Raw genomic sequence first — 15,934 nt, 5'->3', positions numbered from 1 at the left:
TAGATATAAACGCATAAAAATGATAAAAAATCCCTTAAATACGGGACGTAACTGGCAAATGGTTTCATTGAAAGAAATTATGGTAGTATTTTTTTATATAAATAATTTATATAAAACATACAAACTAAATATGCAAAAAATGGAGGTTTTTATGAAAAAACCAAAACAGATATTAGCTAGTATATTAGCATTCGTAGGTTCAACTGCGTTTTTAGCTTCGTGTTCATTTAGAGCACCTGGTTCTTCAAAACCAATTGAATCTGGTGACGAAAAAGACATTACATCTACAAAAACAAGAACTACTTCAAACGTTCAAATTAATAAAAACGTTGATGATAGTGAAATTAAAGTTGATGAAAATGTTAATACATCTATTCTTGATGGTTCAAAAGAGAAAAATTCTGAAACATCATTTAAAGATGATTTAGATAAAAGTTTAACAAGAAAGGTATCACCGAAATTCATTGATAAATCAATGAAAATTAACTATGTTGCATTTGGTGATTCGATTTCAGCTGGTTTTGATGCAGCATTACCAAAAGACTATCTAGGTGAAAAAACACCTGATGGTGAAATTACTGGTGCATCATGACCTGCTTTCCTAGCAAGATTACTTGATGATAATAACCGTGTTGAAAGTTTCAAAAACTATGCTTATTCTGGTTCAAGAATTATTGACTGAATTAAGATTTTAGACATTGACTACAACAACACTTATGGAGATGATGCAAATGAAGCGACATTAAACAAAATGTTTGGTGAAGATCATGAAGCATTTAGAAATGAATTTAAGGCAAGACTTGCAAAATCAAACCTTGTTACTTTAACATTAGGTGCAAATGATTTCTTCTTTTTAGCATTCAAAGCAATTTCAAGACAAAACATCTTTGCACAACTTAAAAATTTAAATTCAGATAATCCAAATTATGAAAAAACAATTGAGTTCATTACTAATGTACTCAACAACACAATTCCAGTAATCAAAGATAGATTAACAACTTTAATTGCTGCAATTTCAACATTAGCACCTGAAGCAAATATTGATATTGTTGCATACCCAATGGCAATGACTGGTTTCATTCAAGTGTTTTCAAACTACTTTAAAAACAAACTTGGTAACCTTGGAATTGAACCATTAGATCTTGTTTTAGATTATGTAAACAAAGGACTTTACGATGTTGCTAATCAATACACTGGTCGTATAAACATTATCAACCCATACAACCCACAATACTGAAAAAATAATGCACCAGCACTTTCTGATGTATATTTTGACATTCACCCAAACATGTCAGGATACAAGAAAATGGCAATGGACATTTATTTAAAACTTACAACTCCAACATTTAATGTAGCTGACTACAATCCTGAAAAGTATAACTTTACACAAAAATACTTATTAAGCGACGGTAAATCTACATACCAAATTGAACCACTTAGTTCAAACGAAGATGTATTAGGAGATTCAACACAAGCATATTTAGAAAAACATATACCTTTTGTTGATGAAGTTGATAAATTAAGAACACCAATGCACTATGGAAGACGTCTTTTAGAACTTTCTAAAACATTCCAACATGTTGTAAAAGAAGTTATTAACTTTGCAACAAATAACGAATTTTATAATCAAATTGACCCAGAAGGTAAATTAAAAGAATTAATTTTAGACACTGAAAATAATGGTCAAAATGGAATTTACTCAATTATTTCATCTGTTATTGATTCTGAGATTATCCAACAAGGAATCTATGATTTCCAAATGGAATTATCTCGTAGACAACAAGAAGGAATTCTTAAATTAGAAGATATTCCACAAATTATTAAAGAAAAATTCTTAACAACTGAAAACTTATTAAAATTCATCTCAGCAATTGCTAAATCAAATTTCATTAACCATAATAAAGCGAAATTAATTGACGCATTAAACACAGTTTTCACAAACTTATTTAAAAATAATGCTGAAATTATTTCAGGACAACTAAGTTCATATTTAGTGAAAAAATTAGATTTCTTAAGCATTTCACCTGAAGATGCAAAAGATTTAATTACAAGCATACTTAAAAATTCAAACTTTAGTGAATTGGTAAATTCATTAGTTAGTGCTTTCATTAATAATTCAGAACAATTGCAAGATCTTCAAACAATTGACGATTTAATTTCTGTATTTTTCCATGATGAAAATGCAATTGATACAATTGCACAAACTGTTGCCAAATTCTTCTGAGATATTGTTGAAAAACCAGCAGTTAAAAATGCACTTAAAAACTTATTATGAAACATCATTACTACAAATGAGCTTCAAACTAATTTAACTAAAGATCAATCAGATAAGTTAATTGATTCAATCATAGGAAAAATTTCATTATTAAAAACAGATGAAGCAAATGACTTTATCACATCATTTATTAAAGAATTCATCAAAAATATTAATCAAAATGGTACTTCAAACCCACAATTAAGTGCTACAGACGCATTTGAAAAAGCATTAGACAAATACAAAAAAGCAAAAGCAGGTATTTCATCTGAATCAACAATGAATCCTGATGAAGCTACTGCAATTCTTGAAGGTACAGCTGCACCATCTGGTGATGAGTCAAACCCAACATCAAGTACACCTGCTCCAACTGCACAAGATAATCCGGTTGCATTTACATTATTAAACATTTTTGTTAAAACAAATATTATTCAAGATAATAGTGATTTTATTGTTCAATTAATTAAAAATATTTTTGCAGCAGCAGATAGATTGAACATTGGTGGTGGAATAATTAATGCAATTCCAGCAGATACTCTTGCAAAAGTCGAAGGAATTATTCCTAAAAAGCAATTAGCAAAACTTGTAAACCACATTTTAGTAAATCAAAATACACAAGACATTTTCAATTCTGTATTTAATAATTTAGTAAATTATTTAAATGAGTTTGAAGGTCTTACAACATTTAGAGAACTATTTGAAAAATTATTTAGTATTTTTGACGCCGATTCAATTTCTGCATCACTTAAAAAACTTGCAAATGATCTTTTAACTTCAGAACAAACTAAAGATATTCTTAAAAATGTAGTTCTTGCAATTGTTAAAGAAATTAACTTAAATGCAACAAATGATGACATTGATAGTTTTGCTGATGATTTTGTTGTAGCAATGCGTTCGCTTTTAACAGAAAACAACCTATTAAATAATTTAATAGACAAAGTAATTGAAGTATTTAATGAAGCTAAAGCAGCAAGTGATCCAAGTGTTCTTATCACTAAGATTCCTACATCACTTAAAACTGTTTTATTAGACACATTCAACAATGATATAACAGGTTTAATTGGTTCATTAATCAATAAACCAGTAGTTACAAACCATAAAAACATCATTGCTCAAATTGCGGTTTATGCAATTAATGAATTAGAAAAAACTCATACAATTAGTAACTTAGTTAAAAATGCTTTAATCAACTTAGTTGATGGTAATACTGCAATTGAACAATTCGTTGATAAAAACGAAATTAAAGCACTTATAAATACTATTGCCTCAGATGAAACATTTAATGAGATTATTCCTGCTCTAGTTCCGATTCTTTCAAATGATCTAGGTTGAATTGATTTAATTGCACAACCAAAAGCACTTGCTGAATATTTCTTTGCAAAAGATGAAGTTAAAAATTTAGTAACTAATACAATAAAACCAATAATTTTAAGAAGCATACCACAAGCAAGATTAGCTAAAACATTAGTTAAAGTTGTTAAATTTGCTGCATCAGAATTAAATGCACCAATAACAACAAATAAATATGATCAAGCATTAGAAAGTTCATTAGGTGCAGTGTTTAATGCACTTAAAGTTGATGCTGATGTTGTTAATGGTATTGACGACTTTATAACAAATGCATTAGTTGGATTTACAACACTTGATAAATTTGTTCAAGATATCCCAACAAAACTCAAAGCTTCATTTGATCTTGCTCGTTGAGACTTTGTTAAAAAGATTTTTGCAGTTGAAATTCCTGAACAACACCTTGAATTATTAAAAGAACTTGCAAAAAATACATATCAAACACTTAAAAATGAACAAGTTTTTGATTTCTTAATCAACAAAATCAACTTAGGCGATAAGGCACAAGAATTTGGTGTTGAAAATAGTGATGTAATTACATTAATTAAAACAGTTATATCTACACCGGACTTTGATACTTTAGTTGGAAATGCATTAGATTTAATCACAACAAAACGTAATCTTTTAGCATCATCCACATCAGTTCTTGACTTCATTAATAAAGTGCTTAAAGATAGTGAATTCATCACAAATGTAACACCACAACTTAAGATAATTCTTTCAAGTGTAATTAGTAACCCTACATTTAAGGCAATTCTTGTTAAGGGAGTTACAACTTTAATTAAAAATAATGAAAATATTAGCTGAGTATTTGAAAATGTTACAAACTTAGATCAATTTATTTCAAGAGTATTTGATCTTGTTGATGCAAATATTGATCAATTCAACATAATTCAAAAACTTATTAATTCATTAAATGCTTATGCACAAAATGGAAACTACACAAACATTACGGATATCATCTCAATTATTGGTAATGAATTTAAACAAGACTTTAGTGGTGCTAATTTAGAAACTAATGTAATTCAACTTCTTAAATTAGCTTCAAGCAATTTAATTAATGATGAAGCAGTAAATATTAAAACAATTATCTTTAATATTTACAATAAACTTTCATCAACACCTGAGTTATTCAATAGTATTTATGATGCAGTTGTAACAAGTGATTTAAATACACAAATCTTACATTACACAAGTAAAGATAAACTTCAAAAAGCATTTAGTTTTATCTTAAATTCAAATAACTTTAGAGAAATGTTCTCGACACAAGTTGATGCAATTTTAGGTTCAATTAGTGAAATTCAAAACGTAAATTCATTTAATGATTTATTAAAACTTTACTTATCAAAAATTGACTTACAAAGTATCAAAAATCAAATTGATGGTTTAATTACAGAAGTTACATCAGACTCTGAAACAACTACATCAATTATTGAAGTGATTAAAAATGCTATCTTATTACATGTTAACGGACTTTACAATGGTGAAATAACAGATCAATTCATTACTGATTTTGTAAATAATATTATTCCGCTTGCTAAGTCATTAAACATCTACCCACAAGTGATTGATGTTGTTTCAGGATACATTGAAAAAGCAAAAACTGCACAAAACTCACTTGAAGTTTTAAATGGAATTGGCGATGGAATTCTTGAGTTAATTAAAAATGAATTCAACAAAGATAAAGTTGCTTTCATTAATAAAATCATTGCTTCACTAATTTACGCAAACAACAAAGAATATCTTAAATTTGCATTAAACTTTGCAATTACTAGTTTAGTAGACAATGAACAAGTTAAAGCATTCATTGCAAACCAAATTGATGGAATTAGTGATGAAAATGTAAGTAAATATCTTAATAAGGATGCACTTAAATCGTTAGTAAATTCATTATTATCTAACACATACTTACCATTAATTTTAAAACCGGTTTTAGACCAAGTAATTGAACAAGATAAATTACCTGATTTAATCAATAACCCTGTTGAAACTATTTTCCAATTAATCAAGTCATCAAACGTTTTAGAAAGCAAACGTTTTGAATTAGTAAGATTCACATCAACTGTTTTATATAACCAAGAAACACCAAAAATCCTTAAAACAGCAATTGATGCAGTTCTTAAAGATAACTTATTATTACAAAATGGATTTAGTCAAAACTTCTACAACAAACTTATAGACGTTGCTAAGAAAGTAATTTCAATCGATCCACAAATTGACTTAATTAGCAAATTCGTTAACATTGCAAATGAAGCTGCAAAAGAGGCACAAAATAATACAGAATTTATTACTAAGTTTGTTGCTAAAATTACAACAATTATTGACTTTACAGATTTCAAATATCTTAAAGCTGCAATAAGTGCAAACTTACTCGAAAATGATCGTGAAGCATTCGAAGAATTAGTTACAAATCTTTTAAACAAATTCTTAATTTTAGACAATATTAATAAATTATTACAAGACAAAGTTTCATTAGCAAATATCGCTGCAAAACTTCATTTAACTGAAGATGAATTACGTAATTCAATCACTGAATTAGTAACTTCAGATGATCTTAAAGCAATTATTAAAACAATTTCAAAATTTGTTGTTAATAATCATGAATCATTTGCAAGTGCAACAAGTTACAGTGATTTAGTTAAAGTATTTGCTAAGAATAAAGTTTTTGTTGATGAAGTTCGTCCAAAATTCATTAACTTAATCAACCAAGCACTTTCAAAATCAGGTGTTATCTCACTTGCTAAATCATTGCTAATTGAAGTAATGAAAAAAGAAACTCTTGCACCTTACTTCCAAGGTATTGCAGATGTAGAATCATTTGCTACAAATATCGTTGGTATCTATAACATAGTTGATAAACACTTTAATATTTCAGAAGTATTATTCAATGGGCTTGTTAACTATTTAGCTGAAAATGGTACAATAATTAATACTTCAGGGATTATTTCATCAATTGGTAAAGCATTTAAACTTACAGTTGGTGATGATGCAACTGAATTTGAAAAGAAATTTATTGCTACATTCAAAGATTTAATCCAATCACCATTATTCACAACTAATAAACAAGATATTATTACACTTATTGATAATGTCTTCCAAAACGTTCCGGTAGATTCATTAGTTGATCAAATATTCAGTTCATTAAGTGCTGAACAAACTGCAAAAATTAATGAATTCACCTCTATTGATACGATTAAAAAAGTTGCTACATTCATCCTTAGAAACCGACATTTCAACAGTATCTTTGTTGAATCAGTTAAAAACTCACTTAATCATTTAGATGAATTTAATTCAGTTGAGAAATATGCTGATATTATCAAAATTGCATTTAAAATAAATAATCCAGAAACCATAAAAGCTCATGTCGTAGGATTAATTGAAGATATTCTTACATCAAACGATACAAACCAATTTATCAAAGACTTATTAAGTAGTACATTGGCTAAATATGGTATTGATATTGAAGATGAAGATGTTGCTAGAGCAATTACAGATCTATCTGGTGGACTTAAACGTATTTTTGATGCAGTTGAAGTTGGAAATGACATTATTGGCGCTGTGTTTGATAAACTTATCGAAGCATCAAAATTACCAGATGAAGAAATTCTTGCAAAAATCCAAGAAATTCCAGATGTTGTTAAAACAATTCTTTCAGATAAGATTACTTCAAACCCAAAAGCATTTATTAAAAAGATTATTAATGTTCCTGCGATCCAAAATAATTCAGCAGCAATTTCAAAAATTGTTAAGAAACTTTACTCTGGATTAAGAACAACAGGTGATCTAGCAGGATTAGTTAAATTAGTTACTGATGCTGTAATTAAAGATGAATCACCAATTCTTAAATATGTAACAAGAAAACACTTAAATGATGGACTTATCTTCATTTTAAGTCGTCCAGAAATGGATGAATTAGTAAAAGAAATTGTTCCATACTTCGTTGAAAGACATGCATGAGTTGAAGATATTGATAATCCATTATTATTAATTGATAAATTCTTAAAATCAACAATGTTCTTAACAGATCAAAAAGATAACATCCTTACAATTATGGATGAATTTCTTAAATCGGATGCTGCTACAAACATTGTTTTAGATGTAACAAATTACTTTATTGAATCATTATCACTTGATATGACCGGAATTGACCGCGCAGGTCTTACAAAAGCTGTATTATCAATGATTGTTCCATGATTAAAATCATCAGAGCTATACAATGATTTAGTTGTAAATTCAGCAAATACATTAGTAACTGATGGTATTGCACAATTCCCTACAAGCTTTGTAAATATTCTTAAGAAAGCAATCTTTAGATATGATTACAAGATCTTTAGAGCATTAATTGTTAAGGGTGATGCAATACCACAAAACCGTGACACAATTTACAAATTGTTCTCAAGTTTATTAGATGCATTTAAAAATAATGACGACTTCTACAACAACCTTTATAACCTAATTGGACTTGATGAAACATTTAAGACCTACGGTATAGAGAAAGATGATGTAATTGGTTTAGTTAAATTCATTGCAAACGTTCCTGAAACAAAAGATGTTGTAATTCAATTATTAGATCACATCTTTGATAATTGAGATGCACTTAAAGAACCATATAGATACTCACAATTCTTTAGAAAAGCATTTGAAGACAATGCATTTAGAACAAAATGATTCCAAACAGTTAAGGGTGTAGCTCATAAAGTATTACAATCAGAACAATTTAGAACTACATTTGGTAAATTAGCAACTGCATTCCTTAAAAATAGTGAATATAGTTCATTATTAAAAGACATTGATCAACCAGAATTATTATTCAAACATCTTTCAAGATTATTCTTAAACCTTGATCAAAACTTTGATGTTATTACAGGAATTCTTGATATTGTAATCAATGACATGGCAATCAATGGTCTTAAACCACAAGCAGATGTTATTCTTCCAAAACTTAAAGAATTATTTGTAAACTTATTTAAACAAGATGATTTCCAATCTAAGATCATTACAGTTCTTAAACTTAACACACAAAATACAATTGCAGATAATCAAAGAAATAACTTAGTTCAGTTTATTGTTAATGCAATTAATTACTTTGCGCAACATAAAAATCCAGGTAATATTGCTTGAAACTTCTTGCCTGAAAAAACACAAAATTGAATTGAGAAAAACTTATTCTCTGCAGATCAATTTGCAGCATTTGTAAATAGAGTTATTCAAGATCCAAACATTTCTTCAATTGTTGGAGCAGTAGTTGACTATTACATTGCACACCCAACTGATCTTGATAATGTAACAAGTTTCTTTGGACTTGTGCAAACTTACATTAAAGTGCCTGCAAACAAAACAAAGATGAAACAACTTATTAAAGATACAATTAAATCAGCTTTTGTCTCAGATGAAGGAAATACACTTGTATCAACTGCGGTTAATAAGTTCTTAAAATTCCTTGAAATTGAAAAAACTACAGCAATGGAAAAATTCATTGGAGTTATGTCGACTAAACTTGCAGAAGTTGCAGATCGTATTGGTGTATTTGATTGAATATTAGATGCTGTTATTGGTTTAATTGAAAAATCAGAAAATGATACACAATTCTTCTCACAATTAGGTGCAACTGCATTCAAATCGGTTCAACTTGATGAATGAAGAACTATTGCTGCAATCCTTCGTGATCCAGTCTTTACAGAAAATAAAGACACAATTTCACAACTTCTTAAAGATATAATTAATGCTTTATTATCTAAAAAAGATAAAATTAGTGAAATTGTTACAACATTAAACCCAGGATATTTAGTTCTTGGTAATGATAATGATCCTGAGAAATTCAACAAAATGGTTTTAGGTATTTTAAATAGTGAAAACTTAAGATCATTACTTAATACAATTGTTGATGATGGTATTTCTAGAACCGAAGCATTTGCAAGCAAAACAACTTACTTATCTGCAATGAATGAGTTATTTAGATCACCAAACTCAGACGCAATTAAAAACAGTTTAAGACAATGACTTGTTTCGGTATTCCAAAACAAAGATGATGAAATCTCACAAGGAGTTGCTTTAATTGCTAAGAAAACATTCAACAATCTTGGTTTTGCATTTACAAATGAAGATTTACCAATGTTAAATAATGTAATTAAAGGGCTTTTAGCTGCTGCAACATCTCAAAATGTCTTATCAGATATTATTAATGCAGTTTATGATAACTTAAAAGCAATTGACTTCGAAACTACAGAAAACCGTATTCACTCTGCGCTTAAAGCAATCGTAGATGGTTCATTAAGCATTATTCTTTCAGATAATAAGAAAAACATTTCATTTGCAAAAATCCTTGCTAAAAAAGGATTGCTTCAAACATGAATTGCAACTATGGGAGATGAATCTTATGTAAAATTCATCAACCGTTTATTCACTGCAAGTAGTATTGAAAATGTAACCGGTATTTATGATGTAATTATTAGTGCGTTTGATATTCAACAATCAGATTTAAAAACACATACAATTCCAGTACGTACAACTGATAGTGATGCTAATAATCCTGCAGAGAAGAAACTTCTTAACCATGGTTTTGAATTAGGGACAAACATTTTCGACGTTGTTTCGCAATTTAAAGACATTGTTAGAATTATTTACAAGCCAATCTTTAGCGAAATGAAACGTAAGATTAGAAATAACGACTATAACATTAATGATTATCGTCAAAATGATGAATATAAAGCAATGTTTAGAATTACAACAGTGATGCTTTGAATTCTTAAGGATAAGGCTGGAATTAGTGATTTCTTATTTTGAAATGGTTCAACACTAGAAGCCGAAAACCTCTTCCTCGATGGTACATCAGGAGCATTTACTGAAGTTAGAGATGATTGAAGAATTGGGGGGCAATTTGCTAGATTCAATTCTCAACAAAAGAGAGCAATGGGATCAGACGGTGGTGATTGATATAACTATGAATTCCTTACTGGAAATAGATCAAATTCAACAAACAACAACAACTATTGAAGGGACCAAGTTCTCGCATATCTTTACTATAGAAAATCTCGTCCACAGGATAGACATACAGCAAAAACAAAAACAGATGTATTGCTTGATATGTTGGTAGATGGAATGGCCCCAAGAAGATAGTTAATTTAATCAAAAATATCTCGGAATTTACTTCGAGATATTTTGTTTTACACCAATTTTTATAAGTTAAAAATTAATTTCATAAATTGAAAATTTATATTATAATACATAAGCAATACATAAAGACAGTAACGGCACTTAGCTTAATCAAGTTACCGAGTGTATCACTTTAAGTTCAATTGTATTGCAATAATTTTGAAAGGAGGCATATTTATGTCAGAATCAAAATTTAAAGCAGCTAAAAAAGAAGTTGTTTTAGAAATCGTTGACAAAATCAAAAATTCACACGCTGTGGCATTTGCTGAATACCGTGGATTAACAGTTGCTGAATTACAAGAATTCAGAAAAGAAGCTAAAAAACTTGGTGTTGAAATCAAAGTTTACAAAAATCGTTTATTCAAATTAGCAGCAAACGAATTAGGATACGCTGATTTAGCAGACCACTTAGTTGGACCTAACATTTTCGCATTCTCAAACAATGACGATATGTCAGCAGCTAAATTATTAGTAAAATTCGCCAAAGCTCACAAATTAATGGTTATTAAAGCCGGAACATTTGAAGGTAAAGCTATTGATGCACAAGGTGTTAAAGAAGTTGCTGCTCTTCCTACATACGAAGAAGCACTTGGAATTCTTGCTCGTTCAATGATGGCACCATTACAACAAATCTCATTATCACTTAAACTTGTAAGTGAAGGTAAATCAGAATAATTAAACATAATTAGAAAGGAAAAAATATTATGGCAAAATTAACAAAAGAAACATTCATCGAATCATTAAAAGAAATGACAATTAAAGAAGTTATGGAACTTGTAGACGCAATGAAAGAAGAATTCGGAATCGACCCAACAGCCGCTGTTGCAGTTGCTGCTGCTCCTGCAGAAGGTGGATCAGAAGAAAAATCAAGCGTTAAAGTAGTATTAAAATCAGACAATGGTAAAAAAGTTGCTATTATCAAAGTAGTTAAAGACATTTTAGGTCTTTCATTAATGGACGCTAAAAAAATCGTTGATGCATTACCAGCTGTTATTAAAGAAAACATCAAACCAGAAGAAGCAGAACAACTTAAATCACAACTTGTTGAAGCTGGTGCTGAAGTTACAATTGAATAATTTCATAACATTATAATAAAGAAAATCCGTATTCAAAAATGCGGATTTTTTCATATTTTTTGTAAATGTGGAAATTTCTGAAAAAAATTCAAAATTTTTATAAACTGTGAGTGAATAAATATTAGAATATGTGTGTAATCAGATTATTTTTAAGTAGTTTGGTTACAAGGAACCTCTAGAATTATTCATTAAAATCAATTAGAAAACTCAAACTCAAAAACACAAAAGACAAATTTAAAATAAATCTTTCACTCATTATTAGATAATTTTTTATAGTATGACATTTATGCTTTAAATATTAGTCAGAAACAAACCAAGTCATGAATATAAGTACGGTTAGAAAAATCTCATATTCTTATAAATTCTATTTAAATATCATTCTTTTATATAGTTTATTTATTATTCTAAAATCAAACTCATTTTGGTACTAAAATTTATTTTTGGTATAAATACATTTTGATCATTAGATTATACAAATACGCTTTCTATAATGTGTTGTTCATGTTTTATACATAAAATAATCCTTTATTTATATATTTATATCTTATTTTATATTATGGTTAAACACAACACACAGCCCTTAATATGTACATGAATATAAGTTTTCACCATTTTAGTTTTGTGGTGAAAAAGGTAAAATCTTAAACTGCTATAGAATAATGTTGACAGTTTGAAGATTACAATGATTAGTTTTAAAAAATGAAAAAAGTAGTCAATCCATCGGCTTGGTTGACTACTTTCTTTTTCATTATTTCTTGTATTCAATTAAATTTGGATTATGACGGTAACCACGACCCTCTTTAGCTTGTGGTTTGCCATTTAATATAGTTGCATCTGCTGAAAAAGAGTTGTTTAATTTAAAGATACTTTGTCCGACACCATAATAATCAACTGGCACTTTTAAGTCTTCAAATAACTTGATTTTATCTGCATTAAATCCGCTTGAGACAACGATTTTATAATTTGTTGCACCTGCTTGATCAAGTGCATTTCTAAGACGAATAATTTGCTCTGGATTAACACCATATTGTGGTTCTTCACCATCAAACATATGATCAACCATATTCTTTGAAGTATCAATTCTAATACCTCAAACTTTATCTCCTAGTACTTCTCAAACACTTAATGATTCACGAATGATATTATTGTGATAATCAACTAATGCAATTAATTTGTTATTAGGAAATAACTCATGATATGCTTTTGTTGCTGCTACGACATCACCATTAAAACCTTGGATTAAAATATGCGGCATACTTCCGAAGATTGCTTCATCAGTGTCATTTGGATCTTTTTGTGCTTGTGTTGACATACTTTTAATTTCACCAACTCTAGCAGCATGCCCATCTATTTCTTGATTAATATAGTGATCTGCGCGATCCCCCATAAAAATCACTTCCTTACCATTAGCTGCATGTACGCAATGATAAGCATTAGTTGCAATTGATGTTGAACGAGCTAAAATTCCATCAATCATACCTTCTCAGATACCAAAATCTTGATAATGACCTTCTAATTCTAAACAAATATCTAATGCATTAATTTTTGATCCTTCTGGTAAATATCTAATAGTATATTTTGATGTATCAGTAACTTCTTCAAGTAATTTTAAAACTTCATTCATCCCACAAAGAATTGAATCATCTTTACGTTGAAAGAATTGAAGTACAATTTTGTTATTTGGTAATTTTGTTGCTAATATTTCTTTGCATTTACCAAAGTATGATGCGATATATTTTTCTTTTTCTAGCATTTCTCTCCTTAAAGTTATTAAATTATAACAAATTTAAAAAGTTTGTATTTTGCTATATTTAAGGAGTTTAAATCATTTGACTTCTTAATTATGATGTTCTAAAACTTTATTTCGTTTTTGAATATATTCAACCATTTCACTGTTAAGTTTATCCTTTGGAATTTGTCAATAATATTCAGGAATATTTACTTCTTGTTTTAGAACAACTAATTCACCATTTTTGTTATAAGTAAAAAGTTTTTTGTCAAATATTGTATGACAATTTGGTTCAAGGTTTAAATAATTATTTACATCACTTATTTGCTTTAAGATTATACTTACCTGATCATCAATTTCCTTTTGAGTTAGGATTTCTTTATTGATCTTTCAGGATTTCATAGCTTCATCTTTTATTCATTCAACTGCATAAATATGTGCTTTTTCTTCATTTGAGTATTTTGGAATTTTAAAAATCTCAATACGTTTTTGTTTAATATTTTTTCTAAACTGATTTCTCATTTTTTGAGTGTAGGCATTGATTCTGTTAATTATGTATGTTTCTTCTTTGTAATTATCTCTTAGGTTTCTAATTTCTTTTAATAGGTTACTCTTATGTTCATCATTTTTATTTGATGATCTCTCTAATTCTAGAAACAATTTGTAAATTTTACCATCTCGATTTTTAATATTTTTAATAAAATCATTCAATGAATAAAAAGCTTTTTCATCTTTGTTATAGTTATTTTGTATCAAAAAATCACTAAGGGATGAGTTTCCATTAACTGTACGTAAATAAATTGAATCAATTAATAATGGTAAATTGAAACATGTTGAACCATTATTTTTTGCTTTATCAATTATGATTTCAGAACTACTTGGTTTTGACATTGATCCACCAGGATTATTACCCTTAAATAGACTGATTAAACCTTTAAAAGTATAACCATCTTGGAAATACGAAACATTAACATAATTTTCAACTAGTCTTATTTGTTCTTCATTTAAATTATGAATTTTATGCGCTGATCTTTCGGGTCTTTTTTCAATTTTTAAATTCATTTCTTTTTCAAATAGTTCTTGTCTTTGAATTAAGAATTTATGTTTTCCTTTAAAGTGACTTGCGGTTTGCATTAAATCAACATGTATTTCGCTAAAGTCAAAATAAATATCTCTAATGTATGATTTATCACTTGCCATAGCAATATATAAGTCAAATTTAAGTTTTGCAGAATTTGAATTTGATTGGTAATTCTTTGTAGTAAATGGTATTTTATAGATATTTATTTTAGACATTTTAATATCTCTTTAAATATTGCTTCTAATACTTCTACACTTATAGAATTACCGCATGTGTAAATCATTTTAGTTTCAGTTACTATTTCTGTTTCTTTAACTGCTTTTCAATCATTCTTTTCAAAACCCATATACAAGTATGCTTCTTTTGAATTAATTGCTTTTAGTTTATCTTCTGCTTCAAAATAGAATTTAATTCTAGAATTAGCACCTGATGCAGTTAATGTTGGACCAGTTCCCTTTGGAAGATAAATATAAGCTTCTGAATTGAAATTTGTATAGTTTATCAACTTACTTTTAGATATATTGTTTGATGTCGTTTTAAATGCATCAAATTTGTATTTCTTATTTAAATCAAGATATTTTGATTCTTCATCAAGTTTAATTATATTTTCTAATTTACGATTATGTCTTATTTCTAGGTTGTTTCATTCAAAATCTTTAAGTAATGAGTCTTTTAAAATCGAGACACAAAATACTCTTTCTCTATTTTGTGCCGATCCATAGTCACTTGAGTTTAAAACTTTTGTATATGATTTATAACCAAGTGATTCTAATGTTTGAATTCATTGATTAAATGATTCAATAAATTTTTTAGTTGTTAATGCTTTGACATTTTCAAGTAATAAAACTTTTGGTAATCTATCTTTATTTGTTTTTAAGATTCTTTCGATTTCATACAATAAACCACTTCTAGTTCCTATTGCAAGTCCTTTTTGTTTTCCTTGTTGAGATAAATCTTGACAAGGGAATGAATAAGTAAAGATATCTATATTGTTTGGTAATGTTGTAAATTTTGTGATATCTGTTGAACTAATTGAATTTGGATCTTTTTGTGTTTTATGTGTTTGATTGAAATAATCATTATTTACATATGAATAAAGATAAGGAAAAATCTGTCTTAATTTTTCTTCCTTCATTCTAACAAAATAATTACTTGAAACAGGAACTTTTGAGTCTGTACTAAAGGTGTATTGATTAAGTAAATCACACATTTGTTTAATTGTGAGTTTTGTTTCGGGTTTTATCTTGCCGTAATGAATAAGTTGATATGAGATGATTGCGTCAATGTATCAATCA

Annotated in this window: 6 protein-coding genes; 3 read left to right on the top strand and 3 right to left on the bottom strand. The window is 28.2% G+C overall.

Going from position 1 to position 15,934, the window contains the following annotated elements; genetic code table 4:
- Positions 1-151: 151 nt before the first annotated feature.
- From H9M94_RS01480 to rplL, 3 genes are all read left to right on the top strand, one after another.
- Positions 152-10,717, top strand: coding sequence for a GDSL-type esterase/lipase family protein (locus H9M94_RS01480; RefSeq protein ID WP_187469816.1), 10,566 nt, complete (start codon positions 152-154; stop codon positions 10,715-10,717).
- Between the two features lie 213 nt (positions 10,718-10,930).
- Positions 10,931-11,428 (top strand): 50S ribosomal protein L10, encoded by a 498-nt coding sequence (gene rplJ / locus H9M94_RS01475; RefSeq protein ID WP_187469815.1) that lies wholly within the window; start codon positions 10,931-10,933, stop codon positions 11,426-11,428.
- 29 nt (positions 11,429-11,457) lie between these two features.
- Positions 11,458-11,829 (top strand): 50S ribosomal protein L7/L12, encoded by a 372-nt coding sequence (gene rplL, locus H9M94_RS01470; protein WP_187469814.1) that lies wholly within the window; start codon positions 11,458-11,460, stop codon positions 11,827-11,829.
- A 748-nt stretch (positions 11,830-12,577) separates the two neighbouring features.
- Here the strand turns inward: rplL and H9M94_RS01465 are convergent.
- The 3 genes from H9M94_RS01465 to dcm form a co-directional block, all read right to left on the bottom strand.
- Positions 12,578-13,582 carry a nicotinate phosphoribosyltransferase gene (locus tag H9M94_RS01465; protein ID WP_187469813.1) on the bottom strand — a complete coding sequence of 335 codons (1,005 nt, stop codon included), beginning with the start codon at positions 13,580-13,582 and terminating at the stop codon, positions 12,578-12,580.
- Between the two features lie 84 nt (positions 13,583-13,666).
- On the bottom strand, positions 13,667-14,854 hold the full coding sequence (locus H9M94_RS01460; RefSeq protein ID WP_187469812.1) for an MAG4270 family putative restriction endonuclease: 1,188 nt from the start codon (positions 14,852-14,854) through the stop codon (positions 13,667-13,669).
- Positions 14,842-15,915, bottom strand: coding sequence for a DNA (cytosine-5-)-methyltransferase (gene dcm, locus H9M94_RS01455; protein ID WP_370576693.1), 1,074 nt, complete (start codon positions 15,913-15,915; stop codon positions 14,842-14,844). The genes H9M94_RS01460 and dcm overlap by 13 nt, the downstream gene beginning before the upstream one ends.
- Positions 15,916-15,934 lie beyond the last annotated feature (19 nt).

It is taken from the genome of Mycoplasma sp. Pen4, from assembly GCF_014352955.1.
Taxonomy (GTDB): domain Bacteria; phylum Bacillota_I; class Bacilli_A; order Mycoplasmatales; family Metamycoplasmataceae; genus Mycoplasmopsis.
Note: the sequence above shows the minus strand (reverse complement) of the source record. Positions and strands in the feature narration are given on the sequence as shown.